This is a genomic window from Streptomyces sp. NPDC033136 (assembly GCF_055578235.1).
The window spans coordinates 1-17593 of record NZ_JBVIPD010000023.1; the positions used below are offsets into that span (position 1 = coordinate 1).

Sequence of the window (17593 nt, forward strand, 5' to 3'; positions counted from 1 at the left end):
CTCTTGGCGCTTGGTTTTGGTTCGCACCCCCGAGCTACCAAGAGGCCCTGCTGTCATGCGCAGACTCTCGCGCGATCACCCGATCAGGAACCCTGTTCGACCAGACCAACCCCGTGATCGATAAGCGGATGGCGTCTCAACCCAGCACTGGTTCCGGGCAGCCCGACACCGACTCAGGCGCCGAATCCGGCAGCGGCTCCATCGGAGCCCATATCCGCATTAACCAGAGCACCCTCGCATCGAACGGCTCCACGGCCACCGCCACCTCCTCGGATGCCAACTGGGAGCCCCCAGTGTGTTGGTACGAGCCCATGTACACGCCGGAGGAGTACGAGAAGTTCATCAAGGGCGCGTATGGCGGCGCACCGGGGGGAAGCCCGGCGGAGGACTACGCGAAGAAGAGGGAGAAGGAGAAGTACCACAGGGGTGACAAGGGCCTGTGGTGGCAAGTTCAGTTCCCCGATGACACCTACGACAAGGCCTGCCCCGTCACCACGGACAACTGGGAGATCTGGGTTCCTCCGGCCGACCCGCAGCCCGACCCGAACAAAGTGACTCCCGAGGTTCTCTCCGAGTTGGCTTTCAACTCGACCAAGTTGCCTACCCCGCCAGTGGAGTTGCAACCACGCGCCGACCGGCTGCTCGTGAACCTCGGTACGAGGGTCGCGTTCAAGGGTGATCTCGACCGTGTGTGGACGACCGCCAGACTCGATTACAAGGGCGTTCAGCTGGCCGCGACCACCGTTGCCACGCCTGTTGCGCTCAAAGTCGACGCAGGTACCGCCGACGCCGATCCACAGAGCTGTACCTACGACCTGGTCAAGGGCAAGGACGGCTACACGGCCGACAGTGAGGACGCCGGCTGCAACGTCACGTACCTCCGGGCTTCGGGGAGCGGCACTTACCCCTTCAAGGCGTCCATCACCTGGGAGGTGACGTGGACTGACTCGGCCGATCCGGACGGGCCGCCACAGCAGCCGGGTCTGCCCGACGGGTTGTCCACGTTCGAGCAGGATGTGACGGTCAAGGAGGCTCAGGCCGTGAACCGGGCAAGTGGCATCAACCACGGCTGAGGGTGTGGTTCGGGCCGGGCGGGATGGACCGGGGGTTGGTGGCGAGCCGACGTGTGGGGCTCGCCTGGCTTGGCCCCGTCGTGCCGCTGTGGGTGCCGCTGCGCTTGGTGGCTCTGTTTCTCGCCTGGATCGTGCTGCCGCTGGCATCGGTTCTCGCGCCGCTTCTGCTGTTGCGCAGGGTTCTGCCTAGGCAGCGGAAGGTCGCCTGGCAGCTCGTCGTTCCCGTTGTCGCAGGAGTGGCGCTGGGCAAGTTCGGTAACGGGGCCGGTGATCAGATTGCCCTGGCGCACTGGGGCGAGTGGGCCGACGCTGTGGTTGTGCGCAAGGACGACGCCAAGACTAACTGCTGTGACCTGCGGACGGTCGGTGGCCGTGAGATTTCTGCCTCGCTCTCGGAAGGCGAGGGGTGCAGAAATTGGGTGGAGGCGGGGACGAACTGCGCATCCGGTACGACCCCGCAGGCGTCGCCAGCCCGACCACCGAGGCGCAGCGCAGCTCGAACGCCGGGCTCCTCGCGGTCTTCCTCGGTGCCGTGGTCGTGATGGGCACTTGGGGCGGCGTGCGGCAGAGCAGGTGGTACAGGGAGTACGTCCCGGCCTGAGCGGACGCACGCTCAGTACAGCGCGTCCTTCGGCAGCTCGATCCCGGCACTTTCGGACAGCGTGTGTCTTCCGACGTCCCTAATGTCGCCGGGTCGAGCTTGAGGGCGACAGGCCTGGCGGTGGTGGTGGCTTGGAGGTTGAGTCCACCCGCGTTGATCGCGGCGGTCACCGATGGTTGCCCAGGTTCTTGAACTCCTTCTTGATTTTTCGGAGCCGGGACTCCGACTCCACAAGAAGGTCGACGTTCACCTTGAGATCTGAGTCGTTCCCCATGCTTGGTTCTCCGGCCGGGCTGGTGTGGTTCTGCTGGAGCTTGGCTCTCAGCGGTTGACGGCTTGGATCTCCTGGACGGTTACGTTCTGCTCGGTTCCGAAGGTCCCGTTGGGGAGGCTCCCGCCAGCGCCGCCTGTCCCGATCCAGGACACTTCCCACGTGATGGTCGCTCGCAGTTTGAACGCGCCGTCGCCGGAAGAGCGCAGGTACCTGATTCCGCAAGGAGGGGTCTGGTCAGCTTTTCCCTTTGCGTATGGTTCACCGATCGAACCGTCGTCGTTAAAGGTGCACTCGCCGGAGGAAGGGTAGGCCTCGGCATCCGGCGTTCCTGGCTCCAGCTTGAGCGAGATGGGCTTGGCGGTGGTTGTGGCCTGGAGGTTCACGCCGCCGACGTCGAGTGAGGCGGTGACTGAGACGTCCTGGAACTTGGCCCGGTCGAGCCAGGCCCAAGTGGGAAGGTTGACCTTGGTGGTGTTCGCCGGGGCGAGGGTCACCTCGGTGTCGGGCACTTTGATCCGGCTATAGGCGAGGTCGGCGAGAATCTTCGGGGTCACGGCGTTCTCCACCGTAGGAGTCTCGCCGTTCTCGACCCAGAATGTCTTCGTGTCGCAAGCAAAGGCAGCCGGGTCCCCCGATTCCTCTCGGCTCTTGTCCCGAACCGCGTCCCACCACATGCCCTTGCCCGTTTCGGACTTATTGAAGTCCTTGTACGGTTCCCCGTTGATGTAGTATTCCTTGGACAAGTTATAGGCTTCTCCCACACCACTGGCGTGCGGGATGTCCCATTCCTTCTGGAATTCCTTGGAGAATTCGGCGGGAGTCCACTTCGGCTCGTACCAGCAAGCCGGTGGAGTCCAGTCGCCGACGGGCGTGAACTGCCCGGTTCCCTTGGCTCCAGTGCCACCGGTAGATCCACGGAAGACGATGCGCGACTCGAGAGTCTGACCACCGTCCGTCTCGTTACTCCCTGAGACGTCGAACTGAGACCCGCCGGGATCCTTGGCGAATGCTGCACTGGGCGTCAGAAGTGTGCAGGCGATCACGAGCGTACCCACTGCGGCAGTGGAACCGACCTTGGTCACTGGACGCATCCTTTGCTCCCGCGCACGGACGTCCCGCTGGTCGTCTGCCACACACCCTGCTTGTTCTTCTCCAAGCGAGTGTTGTACAGCACGTAGGAATCGTCCGAGGCCGGGGACCTGTCGACCTTTCCTGACTTTCGGTCCTTGTTGTACGCCTTGGTCTCATCGGCGCAGAAGGAAACTCCTGCTGACGTGTCGTTGAACAACTCGATCTTGGGGTTGTAGTACCGAGTGGTGCCCGTGTACGTCAGTCCGGCGTCCACCCACTTCTGGACCCACTTCACGGACGTAGTGAGGGCCTCGCCTTGGTAGTAGAAGGTGAGGCCGGGGGTGTCCGTCTTGCCCTTGAGGATGGCGTCGTTGATGGCGGTCTGTGCTCGTGCGGCGTCCGCCAGCACCGCGTCCTCCGTGGCGTTGCCCGTCTTCCAGCTCTCGAAGACGTCTTCCACGCCGCCGGTCAGCTTGATGTCGGGTCGCTCGGCGGAGTCCGAAGGGCTTGGGCTTGAAGTCGCCTCCTGGGATCCGGTGTCGGAGCCCGCGATCTTGTCGTTGTCCTTCGAGCCGGCGTCACTGCTGCCGCACGCGGTGAGCAGTAGGCCTGTGGACGCAGCGAGCGCGACAGTAAGGGGCAAAGGGCGGCGCTTCACAGTGACTCCCCGTGAGACAGAAGTTCAGTCAAGAGCACTGACGGTATCGGTGAGGTTCTCGGTTTCACCAGAGCGAACTTCCGCGGGAACAGGGGCAATCCGGGCTGTATGGGGCTCTGGGGAACCTGGTTGTGTCCTGATCGTGCCCAAGCAGGGGGTGGCCCCGGATGCCACAGTGTGCGGCGTCCGGGGCCGTTGGTGCTGAGGTGTCTTGATTCGCTAGTGCGGTGTCCTGCATCTCGGGCAAGCGCACGGAGGATACGCCGACATGAATGGGACCGGGTCGGTGTGTCCGTCGGCCAGGATCTCGACTTCGCCACGGTCATCGGTCACCGTGCCCTCTGCATCGATTTTGTAGACGCGGAGGGTGAGACGGGAGCGGTCGTGGGGCGAAGCCGGGATTTCGAGGGGGTCTGTCGGGGGTGGATAGTGCGTGGCGCAGTCCGGGCAGGCGTACACGTTGAAGCCGGGGCCTGTGGGGGCGTGGACCTGGTGGACCAGGACGGGTTCGTCCGTGTTGCGCTGGCAGCGGGCGCACATACGGAGGGCCGGGCGCGTCATCGGGTGGCCGCGGGGACTCGTACGCCGTGGATGCGCTTGGGGCCTGTGTCGATGCCGAGGGTGGCCAGATAAGCGGCGTGGCGGCGTTCGCGTTGGCGGTGAAGCTCGGTGGGGGTCAGGACGTAAGGGCAGACGAGGCGGGAAGCGTTGCCGTCGAGGCGTTCGGTGAAGCGCGGGGGCGGGGGCGGAGTCGGGACGATGCGCAAGGGTGGCAGTGAGCCGAGACGGTGACGGCCGCGAGGCTGTGGGGTGCACAGGCTCAGTGCCCACGAGAGGGTACGGACGATAAGGTCCAGCATGTCGACGCTCCTTGCAGCGTTGGCCATGCCCCGGGACGGCCAGCATCCGTCGCCGGGGTCTGTCGTGAGAAACCGTAAGGCTGCCTGTACATGCCTGTCTACCCATATGAGCTGAGAGGGGCTTCTATGGCTCAATGGAGGGTCGTACGTACAGTTCACCTGTGTTCGAATTTGACCCCACCAGGCCCAAGTGGCAGCAGATCGCCGAAGTGGTTCGGCAGCGCATCGCCAGTGGCGAGTACCCGGTGCGAGGCTTGATCTCCGAGGTGAGGCTGGAGCAGGAGTTCGGAGTTGCACGCGAGACTGTTCGTAAGGCCACCGCGGCCTTGCGGGAAGAGGGACTGATCGTCACCACCCGGGGCATGGGCTCATTCGTCGCGGAGCGCTGAGCGGGCGCACAAGTGGAGTACCCCTTCCTCAATGGGTAGGCCAGGGGAGCTTTTGCTGAGCGCCGGTGGTTGCGACCGTGAAGGGAGCTTCACGGATGTCACGCGAAATAGCCTGTGGGCTTGAGTCGGCGCCGGCGCCGCATGGGACCATCCGTTGTCGCGCCGACCGATTGGCTGATCAGCGGACCTTCAGCCGATGGGTATCGAAACCGTCCAGAGGCGAAATCAGCGAGCCGTACCCCGTCGCCGCCCACACGCTCTGCCCGGCCGGCAGCTCGAAGTAGGGCACGGTACGGCCGTCCTCGTCCGTGTCGGTGAGCACCTCGGGCGCCCTGCGGGCCTGCAGCGCGTCCGCGCAGTCCTGGCACACCGCCACGTCGAGCCGGTCCGTCGGCCGAGTTGGCGCCAGCCGGTGCGGAGGGTGGCGCGGCCGTGCAGGGGGTTGAAGAAGCACAGGGGGAGGCCGGGGGAGCCGGCGAGGGCGTCGCGGCCCTCCTGCGCCAGGGCCAGGACGCCCGCCAGGTCCGACAGCCCCCGGGCCTCGTCGAGGACCGTGCCGGCGGCGGCGTAGGCGTCGAGGGCGCGCTGGAGATCAGGTGTCGTGGCGGCGTCGGCGGCCTGGGTCGCCTCGCCGAGTGCCAGCACCTCCGCCTCGGCCCGGCGCCGCAGCCTCGCCTCGTCGGCCGCCCGGGCCGTAGCGAACACGAGCTGAGGGATGGCCGAGGGTGTCCTGCGGGGACGAGCCAGGGCGCGGGTCGCGAGGGCGGTCAGGGCCAGGGCGGGCACGGCGATGAGCGGCCAGAGCCACCACCCGGTGCCGTCCGAAGAAGACTCGGACGCCGGTGACCCGGAGGCCTGCGCATCGGGTGCTGCCGAGCCGTCCAGCTCCTTCATCGCCTCCTCGTACCGCTGCCGGCCCTTGCCCTCCGCCACCAGGTCCACTGCCTTCGCGGTCAGGTCCGCCAGCCCCGCGTTCCGCATCTCGTCCAGGAATCCGGTGGCGGCCACGGCGTCACGCGCCTGGTGGGTGTCGGTGGGCCACTCGTAGCCCTCCAGGGAGTCGGGGAAGTCGCTGTCCGTCGTGATGACGATGAGTTCGCGCTGGTCCGGGAACCGGTCACGGACGATTCCCGCCAGCACCTCGGAGTCGCCGTCGAACGCGTCGCCCTTGGTGAGCGGGATGAGAACGACCTTGATGGGCAGGCCCGCGCTGCGGATCCGGTCCGCCAACTGCCGCTGCCGGGATGGTGGTACGGCATCGGTGTAGGCGTCGTCGACGTAGACGGGGGAGGTGCGCAACGCGCTCGCGATGCGCTGCCCGGCGCTCGGGCCGTCGCCGTCGGCCGCCCGGGCGGTGGCCGTAGGGACTGGTACTGGTAGCCGAGGACTCGTGCCGGCGGCTTCAGCCCAGCTTCGCGTTCTGCGTCTTCACCACGTTCGCGGGCATCTTGGCGTCGCTGGGCCGGGTGCTGTCGGCGATGGCGAAGCCGTTCGCCGAGAAGTAGACGGCGAGCACGTCGCCGTGGCGGACGGCTTCGGTGCGCAGAGTGTGGGTGACACCCCGGAACGTCATCGTGGACCGGAAGGCGACAGCACCAGTCGTCATGCCCTTCTCGGCGGTGACCGAGTCGTAGGCCGAGGTGTTCTTGTCCGCCTTGGCCGTGAAACCGTCGCCGCACTCGGACACGGCCTTCGCCAAACCGGCCAACGCCGACTCGGCCTTGGCCGCCGGCTCGTACGAGGCGAGAGTGATGGACGTGATCTCCTTGCCGTAACCTGCCCCGGCATTGTGCGTGAGGTCGGCCTGCGGTTCTCCGAGCGGGAGTTGGTTCATCGCGTAGACCAGCGGGGTGCAGCCGGGCTTGTCGACCGTGACCTCGTCCGTGGACTTGGCGAAGGCGTACTGGGCTTCTGCCTTGGACACGTTGTAGCCGGGCAGTTCGTCCTTCGTCACCATGACCTTCGCCAGCCGCTGCGCCGGAGTGACCGGCTTGGCCTTCGGCGCCGACGGCGAACTGGCGGGCGCGTCCTCGCTGCCCGAGCAGGCGGTCAGCGCGGAGGCCAAGGCCAAGAGGGAGACGGCTGCCAGGGTGACGCGCTTCACGGGGGACTCCTCCAGGGGGCTGGTGACCGAGATGAGGTCGCCGCCGCACTCTACTGAACCCACTGTCCGGTCCCCGTTCTGAGTGACGTCGCCCGGAGCGCGCGCCTTGTGAGTGAATCGTGCAGGCCTGATGGCCGGGAGGTGTTGACCGCCCCAGGGCGGGTGCGCACCCGCTGTCACGGCGGGTTCGCTACAGCACAGCTGACCTGATATTTCGGCCCCTTGCCTGAACGGGCCTCTGTCTGCCTGAAGTTGCAGACGGGTAACGGCGCGGGTGGTGCGTTCCCTGAGTTCGGACGCGCCTTGAGGGGCTTATGTGCGGCTGATACGGTGCGATGGCTTGACACTCACCCCCAGCGCTGGCTATTCGCCCAGGTCGGGCGGGTAAGTCCGGCCAGTCCCGTACTTCTTCGTGCGGGGGACGCGGGTGAAGTGTCCGAATTTGAAAGCAAATTGACAGACTTATTCTTGGGTGTACGGGGAGCGGTTGCGTGAAGATCCAAGAGCGTACGGGGGCGGGCGCCGGTCGTTCCGCCGCTCCGGCTCAGCCGTCGGTCGGTGACCGGCTTCCCACACCGCCTCGCGAGCGCAAACCGGCACTGGCCGCGCTCGCGGTGCTGCTGATCCTGGCGGGTGCGCTGGGGGCGACGATGCTCGTGCTCCAGGTCGGCGAGCGGATCGAGGTAGTCAAGGTCAAGAGGGAGGTCCAGGCCGGCGAGTCCCTCACGGACAGCGACGTGACCCCCGTGATGGTCGCCAAGGACGACGGCATCCACTACGTCGAGTGGGCGCAGCTGAGGACCATCAAGACGTACAAGGCCAAGTCCACGATCTACCCGGGCACCCTCGCCGTCGGTGAGATGTTCGACAAGAAGGCCTCCCTCCCCGCCGGCAAGGCCGCCGTGGGCCTCTCGCTCAAGGCGGGCCAGTACCCCTCCGACATCAGGTCCGGTGACATCGTCTCCGCCTACCGCGTCGGCAGCAACGGATCAAGCTCGAACAACGCCGACGACAACACCGGTTCGGGCGGCGCCTCGTCCTCCGGCGGCGGCCTCGTCGACAACGCGCGCGTGACCACTGTCAAGGACAACAGTGACGCCACCGTGAGCACCGGCAACCTCTCGCTCACCCTCCTCGTCGACCAGGCCGACGCGGCCGCGCTCGCCTCGGCGGCGGCCGCGGGCGAGGTCGCCATCGTGCACGTCCCCGGCAACTAGAAGGCGGCACCCACCCCATGGCGCTCATCGCTCTCGCCGCCGACAAGGGTTCCCCCGGCGTCACCACCGCGGCCGTCGCGCTCTCGGCGGTCTGGCCGCGGCGCGTCCTGCTCGCCGAGGCGGACCCGGCGGGCGGTGACCTCGTCTACCGCAGTGCCGCCGCGCACGGCGGACCGCTCAACCCCAACACCGGCATGCTGTCCATCGCCGCGACCGCGCGCCGCGGACTCGTGCCGGACCAGCTCTGGGACCACGTACAGCCGTTGAGCGGAGGACTGGAGGTGCTCGTCGGGCTCGGGATCGCCGAGCAGGCCGCAGGGCTCGCGGGGCTCTGGCCGACCCTTGGGCATGCCTTCGCCTCCCTCGCCGACTCCCCGCACGCCGCCGCCGACGTCATCGCCGACTGCGGACGCGTCAGCGGGGACACCCCGGCCGTCGAGCTGTTCCCGCACGCCTCGCTCGTGCTGCTGCTCTCCCGTACCGAGCCGGAGGCGCTCGCGCGGGTGCGTGACCGTGCCGCCGCGCTCGCCGGCAAGCTGCACGGCGGCCCGCGCGGCGCGAGCCTCGCCAACCCGGTGATCGGCGTCGTCCTGATCGCCGACACCGGTACGGCCGGCAAGCTCGCCTCGCAGGTCAACGACATGCTCCTGCACGCCCAGACCGGCGCCCGGGTGGTCGGCACCATCGCCGACGACCCGGCCGGCGCCGACCAGCTGGCGGGCCGTAAGCGCGGCCGTCTGGACAAGTCGCTGCTGATCCGCTCGGCCCGCAAGGTCGCCGCCGACCTCTACCAGCAGTACGGCGCGGCCTGGGCCGCTTCCGCCCAGGCGAACCAGGCCCACCACGCCCAGACCGCCCACCCGGGCCAGATGCAGGGCCACGCGGGGGCCGGCGCATGACCGCTGTCGACCACCAGTTGGTCAAGCGGTTCCGCCAGGACGCCGGCGACCGCATCGCCGAGCAGCGCCGACAGGACCAGGTCAGCAACGTCACTCCGATGTCCACGGAGGACGAACGGCACTACGCGCGTGCCGTCATAGCCCAGATCCTGGAGGAGTACGCCCGCACCGAGATCAACGCGGGCCGTACGCCGCTGGACGCCGAGACCGAGGAGCAGTACGCGGCCGCCGTGCACGCCGCGCTGTTCGGCGTCGGCCGGCTCCAGCCGCTGCTGGACAACCCCGAGGTCGAGAACATCGACATCAACGGCTGCGACCAGGTCTTCGTCGGGTACGCCGACGGGCGCGAGGTGAAGGGCGACCCCGTCGCCGAGACCGACGAGGAACTCATCGAGCTCATCCAGGTGCTGGGCGCCTACTCGGGTCTGTCCTCGCGCCCCTTCGACTCGGCCAACCCGCAGCTCGACCTGCGCCTGCCCGACGGTTCGCGTCTGTCGGCCGTCATGGACGTGGCGAGGCGCCCGGCGCTGTCCATCCGCCGGGCGCGCATGGGCAAGGTGTTCATCTCCGACCTGGTCGGCAACGGCACGCTGACGCCCGAGGTCGCCCACTTCATGGCCTGCGCGGTCCGCGCCCGCAAGAACATCATGATCGCGGGCGCCACCAACGCCGGTAAGACCACGCTCCTTCGGGCCCTCGCCAACGAGATCCCGCCGCACGAGCGCCTCATCACCGTCGAACGGGCCCTGGAGCTCGGCCTCGACACCTTCCCCGACCTGCACCCCAACGTCGTCGCCTTCGAGGAGCGCCTGCCCAACTCCGAGGGCCAGGGCACGATCTCGATGGCGGAGCTGGTGCGGCGCTCGCTGCGTATGAACCCCTCCCGCGTCATCGTCGGTGAGGTTCTGGGCGACGAGATCGTCACCATGCTCAACGCGATGTCGCAGGGCAACGACGGCTCGCTGTCCACGATCCACGCCAACAGCTCCCACGAGGTCTTCAACCGTATTTCCACCTACGCGTTGCAGGCCACGGAACGGCTGCCCATCGAGGCCAGCCAGATGCTGATCGCGGGCGCGGTCAACTTCGTCGTCTTCATCCAGCGGCGCAACAACTACGGCAACGGCGGCCGCCTCCAGCGCATGGTCACCTCCGTCCGCGAGGTCAACGGCGTCGACGGGCGCGTCCTGTCCAGCGAAGTGTTCGCGGAGGCCCCCGACGGCCGGGTCGTGCCGCACGCCCCCATAGCCTGCCTGGAGGAACTGATGGCACACGGCTACCGGCCGTCCGGGACCTGGGGGTGAGCCGGCGATGAACACGACTCTCGCGGCACTCGGCTCGCTCGGTTCCATGGGCGGCCTGTTCTCCACCACCGTCCTGTACTCGATCGGGAGCGGCGTCGCCGTCGGCGGCGGACTCGCCCTCCTCCTCATCGCCGTACGCGGACTGCCCGCCAAGCCCGACCACGAGAAGCAGAAGGCCGCCGAGCGGGCGAGCGAACTCATCCGCTTCGCCGGCCGGCGCGGCTCGCTCGCCGCCATCGTCGGCCTGGTCGTCCTCGTCCTGACCCGCTGGGCCGTCGCCGGCATCGCGGCCGGTGTCCTCGTCTTCTTCTGGGACCGCCTGTTCGGCGGCGCCGGCGAGGAGCGGGCCGCCATGCGCCGCGTCGAGGCCCTGGCCTCCTGGACGGAGTCCCTGCGCGACACCATCGCCGGTGCCGTCGGCCTGGAGCAGGCCATCCCGGCCTCCGCCCGCGCCGCGGCCCCCGTCCTGCGGCCCCATCTCGACGCCCTCGTCGACCGCCTGCGCGCCCGCACCCCGCTGCCCGAGGCGCTCCAGCACCTCGCCGACGAGATCGACGACGCCTCCGCCGACATCATCGTCGCGGCGCTGATCCTCAACGCCCGGCTGCGCGGCCCCGGTCTGCGCCAGGTCCTCGGCGCCCTGGCCAAGTCGGCCCGTGAGGAGGTCGACATGCGCCAGCGCGTCATGGCGCAGCGCGCGTCGACCCGCCGCTCGGTGCAGATCGTCGTCGCGGTCTCCATCGCCTTCGTCCTCGGCCTGTCGATCTTCAACCGGGACTTCGTGGAGCCGTACGGCACGGCCGTCGGCCAGCTCGTCCTGGCCTGTGTCTGCGGCCTGTTCGCCCTCGGCTTCTGGTGGCTGCGCAAGCTGTCCACCATCGAGACGCCCGAACGCTTCCTGGTCCGTGACGAGGCATCCGTCCAGTTCGTCCGTCCCAGGTCGCCGTCGCAGCAGCAGTCCCAGCAGCGGCTGCCGCAGGAAGAGGGGGCGCGCTGATGGACCTCACGATGCCGCTCGTCGTCGGCGCCGTCATCGGCTTGGGCGTCTACGCCCTCGTCCGCGCCCTCATGCCCAGCAAGCGCAGCGCGATCTCGCAGGTCGCGCGGATCGACGCGATGCGGGCCCGCGGCTCGGCGTACGAATCCGCCCGCGCCGAACGGGACAAGGGCCGCCTCGGCTCGCTGCGGGCCGAAGTCGGCCTGCGGGTCTCCGAGTTCTACCTCCAACAGGGCTGGGAGCAGCGCTCGCTGCGCGCGGACCTGGCTGTCCTGGACCGCAGCTGGGAGAAGTTCCTGGCGACGAAGGTGCTGCTGGGGGTGGCGGGCCTGTTCTTCGGCCCGTTCCTGTTCGCCATCGTCTGGACGCTGGCCCTGGCCGACAGCCCGATCATCCCGGTGTGGCTGGCGCTGCTGTTCGCGGTGGTCTTCTTCTTCCTGCCCGACCTGGAGGTACGGCGGGACGCCGCCGAGAAGCGACGCGACCTGCGGCGCGTGATCGGCGCGTACCTCGACCTGGTGTCGATGAGCCTCGCCGGCGGACGCGGGCTGCCCGAGGCCCTGATGGCCGCCGCAGACGTCTCCGACGGCTGGGCCAACCAGCGCATCCGCAACGCCCTGGCCGACGCGCGCATCACCGGCGTCAGCCAGTGGCAGGCGCTCGGCGCGCTCGGCGAGGAGATCGGCGTCGATGAACTCAAGGACCTCTCCGCCTCCCTCGCCCTGGTCGCGGACGACGGCGCCAAGGTCCGGGAGTCCCTCGCCTCCCGCGCCGAGACCATGCGGCACCGCGAACTCGCCGAGATCGAGGGCAGCGCGGGCGAGAAGTCCCAGTCGATGCTCGTGGCGCAGCTGCTGCTGTGCGCCGGGTTCCTGGTGTTTCTGATCTTTCCGGCGGCGATGCGGGTGTTCCAGGTGCAGTGAGCCGTGCACGAGCCTTGCAGTGAGCGACCTTCACAACTCCAGAACCTCCCGTGAACCGATCTTCGAAAGGACAAGACGTCATGAACGGACGTAACCTCCACACCGGCATCCCCGCCGTGGACTTCCTCGTCACCTTCCTCCAGGCCCGCACCGAGCGTGCCCGCTCCGGAGAACTGGACCGGGGTGCCTCCGCGGTCGAGTGGGTCATCATCTCCGCGGTCGTCGTGGCGATCGTCGGTGTCGTGGCCGCCATCATCAACGCTGCGCTGAGCGAGGGCGCCAACAAGGTCGGCGACTGCATCAAGGGCGCGGACGCCGGCAAGACCTGCTGACCGCCTGATCGCCGAGGAACAGTCAAAGGGACAACGGGGTCACGGGGATGCCGGCAGACGTGAGCAGACGGGTACGCCGCAGGGTGGAGGCCGCACGCGGAAGAGCGGCCACTCGCGGTGACTCAGGCATGACCGCGATCGAGTTCGTGCTGCTCACCCCCGTCCTGTTCTTCATGATCTTCGCGACCGTGCAGTTCGCCCTGTACTTCTTCGCGGACCACGTGGCCCAGGCCGCGGCCCAGGCCGGAGCCCGCAAGGCCCGCTCCATGGCCGACGAACAGCCGGGCGCGTGGCGCGGCGAGGCACGCGACGTGGTGGACAGCTACATCCGCCAGCTGGGCCCGCAGCTGGTGCTGTCCCCGGACGTGACGATGCTGCAGCCGGAGCAGAACACGGTGGGCGTGGAGATCGCGGCGAGGGTGCCCACGGTGTTTCCGGGGCTGGATCTGACGGTGCATGCGCAGTCCTCCGGACCGGTGGAGAGGTTCGTGCAGGAGGAGGGGAACTGAATGCCCGGCTCTTCTTCCCTTCCGGGGAGCCGCCGGAAGGCGGACGACAGCGGTCTGTCCACCGTCGAGGTCGTGATCCTCGCGCCGGTGATGATCCTCTTCATCCTGGTGCTGGTGGCCTTCGGGCAGTTGGTCGACGGCCGCGGAGCGCTCGACGGGGCGGCCCGGGACGCGGCCCGCGCGGGATCGATCCAGAAGGACCACGCGACCGCCATGGCCGAGGCCGAGAAGGCCGCGGAGGCGAACCTGGCGGACGTCTGCTCGGGCCCGGTGTCGGTCGTCCAGACGAGCCAGGGCTTCGAGCCGGACACCATCTTCACGGTCGAGGTGAGCTGCCAGGTGCGCGGGCTCGCGATGCTCGGCCTCGACATCCCGACGACGCTGACGGCGAGCTTCAGCTCTCCGCTGGACCCGTTCCGGAGGTCGGCGTGAGACACGTGCTGCGGGCAGGCCGCACAGGGTCGTTCACCTGCCCCTGGTGGACCGGGCGTCGTACGCGCATGGACGACCGCGGCTCCGGCGCCGGCGCGGTCATCATCTTCACCCTGGTCTTCCTGTCCCTCTCGGCCTTCGTCATCGACGGCGGCCTGTCCATCTCCAAGCGGGAACGCGCCGCCGACATCGCGGAACAGGCGGCCCGCTTCGCCGCCCAGGACATCGACCGCGAGGCCCTCTACGAGAACGAGGGCGGCCCGGCACCGATCAACTTCGAGAACTGCGACGCCCGCGTGAAGGCCTTCGCCCGCGAGATGGACATGACGGGCGCCGACATCGGCGCGACCCACTGCGTGGCGGCGAACGCCGAGCAGGTGGAGGTCGAGGTCCAGCTCACCTACTCCCCGGTCTTCACGGGGATGTTCTACGGCGGCGACGTGGTGGTCCACGGGCAGGCGGTGGCGCGGAACGAGGTCGGCTGAACAGCCACTGGTGCGGGTGGCCGTATGCCGGCCGGGCAAGGACGAGCCCTCGGCCCGGGCCGAACCGCCCGGTGGACCACTGTGTCCACCGTGTCCACCGCGGGGATCGACTTCGCAGCCGCGTCATGGCGTTCAACCGGGGCGGTCCGCAGTACCCCGGCTGTGGACGGCCCGGGAGGGACTGGTGCGTCGTCCGGGACGATCAGACCCCCGAGGGAGTGCGTATGTGTGCGCGCCAACCGCTGATCCCGAATACTCGGCGGATCTGCACATCCTCCACTGTGAGGTCGTGAGGAAGCCGGGCACGAACTGAGCCCGGCTCATTTCCGCCGCTGCGGACTTCATTCCTGTATCGCGAAGTGGCGGAAGATGTGAAGGTGACGGAGTATCCGGTGACTCGATGGTCACACACGTGAATTCGGTCACCGGAATTGCTGGCGTCTCAATAGCCAGTGACTGGCCGACGCTTCTCCCGGCGTGCTTTGATCGGTCACGCTCGAGCACTTCGAAATATTGAACGAAGGGAACCGTCTCCCATGGCCTTCACCCCGCAGATCGCGACCGCCCAGATGTCCGACGCCGAGCTGGACTCCATCGCCGGCGGCCAGGCGGGCGGTGTCGCCGCGGGTGCCGGCGCCGCAGCCGGTCTCTACGTCGAGACCACGGCCGCCGGCCTCACCGCCGGCGTCGGTGGCGGTCTGGGCCTCGCCGCCTCCCCCCAGGGCGTTGCGGCGGACCTGCACCTCAACGCTGCCGTCGCTTCCTGACGCAGCGCACGGAAAGGCCCCGGATCTCCGGATCCGGGGCCTTTCGACGTCTCACGGGCAGCAGCGGCCTACTTCCCCCCGCCCTCGCCCCTACCGCCCTTTCCACCCCGCTTGTCCTGCGTCTTCATGGCGTCGTTCACCTTCTTGGTGAGTTCGTCGTCGAGCTTCTTGAACTCGCGAACGACGGCATCGGACATACTCGCCAGCGCATCCAGCTGCTGCGTGATGTCCTCACGCCCGTCCTCCCAGTTGGACTCGAAATCACCGAGCGCGTCATTGACGCTGCCGTCGCCGATGTCGTCCTGGTAGGACTCGAAGAGCTTCTTGGTGTGATTCAGACGGGTCTTGAGGGAGCGAAGCCGACGTCCGTAGCTCTCCAGCTCGGTCAGCGGGAGCGCGAGGTCGCTCTTGCCCTTTCCCATCCGGCAGCCCTCCAACGTCCAGCACTCTGATCTCGAAGAACCGTACCCCGGCCCGATCTTTCCGTCGAACGGTTGTGCCTTGTAAGTTCACGTATGTATACGGTTGTTGACGTAGATGTGCGTGTGACGGCAAGGGGTTCCGTCGCCGCTCGAGGACCTCGAGCGGCCGGACGTCGTGCGCCGCATGTGTCACATGGCCGCCGACTTGCAGACGACGACCTTCCTCCAGGCCCTCATCACATCTGCGGTCGTGGTCGGCGGGGATGTCCGGCAAGGAGCGGCCGAGATCGCCGAGGCGCTGAAGGTCGCGACCGGCATCGCGGAGGCGACAGGGAGGAGTGCCCAGGCACCGGTCCTCAGGATGTGGCGAGTTGCTCACCTCCCAGGCATCCTCCGACCCGATGCGGACACGCCGGAGCAAGGTTAGGCAGGGTTCCGTTCCTATGACCAGGCGCTCGAAGCCCTGACCACGAGCGCCTGACGACTACAGGCACGTGCGGGCTCCGGCTCGTGGAATGCCCACGGCCCGCTGTCAGCGGTTGATCGACTGGATCTCCTGGACGTTCAGGTCCTGCGTCGTCTCGAACGTGCCGTCGGGCAGGTCACCGCCCGTGCCGTCGGAGCCCTCCCAGGTGATCTGCCAGGTGACGCTTGCCGAGAGCTGGTACGGGGTGCCGTCGGTCGCGCGGAGGTAGCGGATGCCGCACGGCGGGGTCTGGTCGGCGCTGCCCTTGGTGTACGGCGTGCCGATGGATCCGTCGTCGTTGATCTCGCAGTCTCCGGAGGCGGGGAAGACCTCGGCGTCCTTGGTACCCGGGTCCAGGTGCAGGGCGACCGGCTTGGCGGTGGTTTCCGCCCACAGTCCGGTGTGGGGGAGGGTGGCGCGGACCTTGACCTCCTTGAAGGCGCCCTTGTCGAGCCACACCCAGGTCGGGAGGTTCACCGTCGACTTGGCGGCCGGCTTCAGCTCGACCTCGGTCTCGGGGACCTTGACCTTGTCGTAGGCGTACTCGGCGAGCGTCTGGGGGGTGGGGAAGTTCGGATCGTCCGGGACCTCGCCCGCGTCGACCCAGAACATGATGCGGCCGCAGTCCCAGGACTTCGGGTCGCTGGGGTCGGGGGCGACGCCACGCCAGAAGTACCCGTCCTTGCCGAGGTTGTAGCCCTCGTAACCCTCGGCGACGCTGTTCTTGGACGAGTGCAGGTCGAAGTTCTCCGCGGGCTTGCCGTCCCTGTAGTGGTCGGTCCACAGCCCCTTGCCGAACCACGACTCGTGGATGCCGACATCGCCGCCGCCGTCAGTGTCGACGAACTTCTTGAGCTGCTCGGAGGTGAAGGTCGGCTCGTACCAGCAGGCGGGAGGCTTCCAGTTGGAGTCGACGGTGCCGAGATTCCCCTTCTTGCCGCCGCCGTCCCCGCCGCTCGGATAGGTGACCCGAATGTTGGAGACGGATGCCGACAGGGTTCCGTCGTTGCCCGCGTTTCCTGTGGTGTCCCCCTTGGACGTCTTCTTGTCGTTTCCCACACCGACGGCATGAGCCGACGTGGTGGAGAGGACGACCACCAGAGCCGTCGCGACCATGGTGCGCAGGGGCCGCTTGTGCCGAATCATCAGGAGCAACCGCCCCTGTCGGAATTCGTGGACACGGTCTGCCACACGCCCTGCTCGCTCTTCTGCATCGTGACGACATAGGCCACTTCGGGGTCGGTCCCTGGAGGAGTTCCCACGACCTCGCCCGTCTTGCGGTGCTTGGTCTGTGCTTTGCTCTCGTCCGTGCAGTACCTGAGTTGGGCCTTGGTCTTCTCCGCGAAGAGTGTGGCCTGAGGGTCGAAGACAGGAAGCTCGCCGATGACGGTGACGTTCTTGCCCGTGTAGGACTTGATCCACTCACGGTCCTGGGAGAGACCGGCCTTCGTGTCGTAGAAGGCGAGGGCCTCACCGCCGTCGGACTTGTTCTCGATGATTGCCGCGTAGCCGGCTCGGAGCTGCTCCTTGCCGTCGTCGAGTACGGCCTGCTCGTCCGGATCGCTGCTCGTCCAGTCCTCGAAGGTCAACCGGAAGCTGCTCGGGAGGGTGATCTCAGGGCGCTTGACGCCGGTCGGCGTCGATGCGGAGGCCGAAGCCGAAGGGCTGTCCGTGCCGTTGCCCGCCCCCTTGATGTCGTCGGACGAGTCGCCACTGCCACTGCCGCAGGCGGTGAGCAGAAGCGCCGCTGTCGCGGTCAGTGCGGCGGCAGTTGCGGTCAGGGCGCGGCGTGCCACGGTTCGTTCTCCCC

At 67.9% G+C, this 17593-nt stretch carries 21 protein-coding genes; 13 read left to right on the plus strand and 8 right to left on the minus strand.

All coding sequences use genetic code 11. From position 1 onward, the window contains the following. Window positions 1-1073 (plus strand): hypothetical protein (locus ACZ5TL_RS31520; RefSeq protein WP_468594100.1); only part of this gene is annotated, 1073 nt, incomplete at its 5' end. A 415-nt stretch (window positions 1074-1488) separates the two neighbouring features. Further along, window positions 1489-1674 carry a hypothetical protein gene (locus tag ACZ5TL_RS31525; protein WP_468594101.1) on the plus strand — a complete coding sequence of 62 codons (186 nt, stop codon included), beginning with the start codon at window positions 1489-1491 and terminating at the stop codon, window positions 1672-1674. Between the two features lie 321 nt (window positions 1675-1995). Here ACZ5TL_RS31525 and ACZ5TL_RS31530 read toward each other — a convergent pair whose 3' ends face one another. From ACZ5TL_RS31530 to ACZ5TL_RS31540, 3 genes are all read right to left on the minus strand, one after another. After that, window positions 1996-3030 carry a hypothetical protein gene (locus ACZ5TL_RS31530; protein WP_468594102.1) on the minus strand — a complete coding sequence of 345 codons (1035 nt, stop codon included), beginning with the start codon at window positions 3028-3030 and terminating at the stop codon, window positions 1996-1998. Further along, window positions 3027-3677: a hypothetical protein gene (locus ACZ5TL_RS31535; protein ID WP_468594103.1), complete on the minus strand. Its 651-nt coding sequence runs from the start codon at window positions 3675-3677 to the stop codon at window positions 3027-3029. The genes ACZ5TL_RS31530 and ACZ5TL_RS31535 overlap by 4 nt, the downstream gene beginning before the upstream one ends. 557 nt (window positions 3678-4234) lie before the next feature. Beyond that, the gene (locus ACZ5TL_RS31540; protein ID WP_468594105.1) at window positions 4235-4444 is read right to left on the minus strand and encodes a hypothetical protein; all 210 of its coding nucleotides are present in this window, start codon (window positions 4442-4444) and stop codon (window positions 4235-4237) included. 254 nt (window positions 4445-4698) lie between these two features. Between ACZ5TL_RS31540 and ACZ5TL_RS31545 the strand changes: the two genes are divergently transcribed. Next, a complete protein-coding gene (locus ACZ5TL_RS31545; protein ID WP_468594106.1) occupies window positions 4699-4926 on the plus strand; it encodes a GntR family transcriptional regulator in 228 nt (75 codons plus the stop codon). A gap of 225 nt (window positions 4927-5151) precedes the next feature. On the opposite strand, the gene ACZ5TL_RS31550 is transcribed toward ACZ5TL_RS31545, so the two are convergent. Both ACZ5TL_RS31550 and ACZ5TL_RS31555 read right to left on the minus strand, forming a co-directional pair. Next, the gene (locus tag ACZ5TL_RS31550) at window positions 5152-6225 is read right to left on the minus strand and encodes a hypothetical protein (RefSeq protein ID WP_468594108.1); all 1074 of its coding nucleotides are present in this window, start codon (window positions 6223-6225) and stop codon (window positions 5152-5154) included. Between the two features lie 103 nt (window positions 6226-6328). Beyond that, window positions 6329-7093 carry a hypothetical protein gene (locus ACZ5TL_RS31555; protein ID WP_468594110.1) on the minus strand — a complete coding sequence of 255 codons (765 nt, stop codon included), beginning with the start codon at window positions 7091-7093 and terminating at the stop codon, window positions 6329-6331. Between the two features lie 428 nt (window positions 7094-7521). On the opposite strand from ACZ5TL_RS31555, the gene ACZ5TL_RS31560 reads away from it, so the two are divergent. From ACZ5TL_RS31560 to ACZ5TL_RS31605, 10 genes are all read left to right on the plus strand, one after another. Further along, a complete protein-coding gene (locus tag ACZ5TL_RS31560) occupies window positions 7522-8247 on the plus strand; it encodes a hypothetical protein (RefSeq protein ID WP_468594111.1) in 726 nt (241 codons plus the stop codon). A 17-nt stretch (window positions 8248-8264) separates the two neighbouring features. Then, window positions 8265-9146: a hypothetical protein gene (locus ACZ5TL_RS31565; protein WP_468594112.1), complete on the plus strand. Its 882-nt coding sequence runs from the start codon at window positions 8265-8267 to the stop codon at window positions 9144-9146. Beyond that, window positions 9143-10450, plus strand: a complete 1308-nt coding sequence (locus tag ACZ5TL_RS31570) for a CpaF family protein (protein WP_468594113.1) — start codon at window positions 9143-9145, stop codon at window positions 10448-10450. Before ACZ5TL_RS31565 ends, ACZ5TL_RS31570 begins: the two co-directional genes overlap by 4 nt. A gap of 7 nt (window positions 10451-10457) precedes the next feature. Continuing rightward, window positions 10458-11447 (plus strand): type II secretion system F family protein, encoded by a 990-nt coding sequence (locus ACZ5TL_RS31575; protein ID WP_468594115.1) that lies wholly within the window; start codon window positions 10458-10460, stop codon window positions 11445-11447. Continuing rightward, a complete protein-coding gene (locus tag ACZ5TL_RS31580; protein WP_468594116.1) occupies window positions 11447-12370 on the plus strand; it encodes a type II secretion system F family protein in 924 nt (307 codons plus the stop codon). Before ACZ5TL_RS31575 ends, ACZ5TL_RS31580 begins: the two co-directional genes overlap by 1 nt. Before the next feature lie 80 nt (window positions 12371-12450). Further along, complete coding sequence (locus tag ACZ5TL_RS31585) at window positions 12451-12702, plus strand: hypothetical protein (protein ID WP_102912128.1); 252 nt, start codon at window positions 12451-12453, stop codon at window positions 12700-12702. Between the two features lie 47 nt (window positions 12703-12749). Beyond that, window positions 12750-13211: a TadE family protein gene (locus tag ACZ5TL_RS31590; RefSeq protein ID WP_468594117.1), complete on the plus strand. Its 462-nt coding sequence runs from the start codon at window positions 12750-12752 to the stop codon at window positions 13209-13211. After that, complete coding sequence (locus tag ACZ5TL_RS31595; RefSeq protein WP_468594118.1) at window positions 13212-13643, plus strand: TadE/TadG family type IV pilus assembly protein; 432 nt, start codon at window positions 13212-13214, stop codon at window positions 13641-13643. It abuts the gene before it with no gap. Window positions 13644-13711: 68 nt separating this feature from the next. Beyond that, on the plus strand, window positions 13712-14128 hold the full coding sequence (locus tag ACZ5TL_RS31600) for a pilus assembly protein TadG-related protein (RefSeq protein WP_468594120.1): 417 nt from the start codon (window positions 13712-13714) through the stop codon (window positions 14126-14128). Between the two features lie 536 nt (window positions 14129-14664). Then, window positions 14665-14895 carry a hypothetical protein gene (locus ACZ5TL_RS31605; RefSeq protein WP_468594122.1) on the plus strand — a complete coding sequence of 77 codons (231 nt, stop codon included), beginning with the start codon at window positions 14665-14667 and terminating at the stop codon, window positions 14893-14895. Window positions 14896-14963: 68 nt separating this feature from the next. Here the strand turns inward: ACZ5TL_RS31605 and ACZ5TL_RS31610 are convergent, their stop codons facing one another. The 3 genes from ACZ5TL_RS31610 to ACZ5TL_RS31620 all read right to left on the minus strand — a co-directional run bounded on the left by ACZ5TL_RS31610 (window position 14964) and on the right by ACZ5TL_RS31620 (window position 17579). Beyond that, window positions 14964-15317 carry a hypothetical protein gene (locus ACZ5TL_RS31610; RefSeq protein WP_468594123.1) on the minus strand — a complete coding sequence of 118 codons (354 nt, stop codon included), beginning with the start codon at window positions 15315-15317 and terminating at the stop codon, window positions 14964-14966. 532 nt (window positions 15318-15849) lie between these two features. Next, window positions 15850-16929 (minus strand): hypothetical protein, encoded by a 1080-nt coding sequence (locus ACZ5TL_RS31615; protein WP_468594125.1) that lies wholly within the window; start codon window positions 16927-16929, stop codon window positions 15850-15852. Then, window positions 16929-17579, minus strand: coding sequence for a hypothetical protein (locus tag ACZ5TL_RS31620; protein ID WP_468594127.1), 651 nt, complete (start codon window positions 17577-17579; stop codon window positions 16929-16931). Before ACZ5TL_RS31620 ends, ACZ5TL_RS31615 begins: the two co-directional genes overlap by 1 nt. Window positions 17580-17593: the final 14 nt, after the last annotated feature.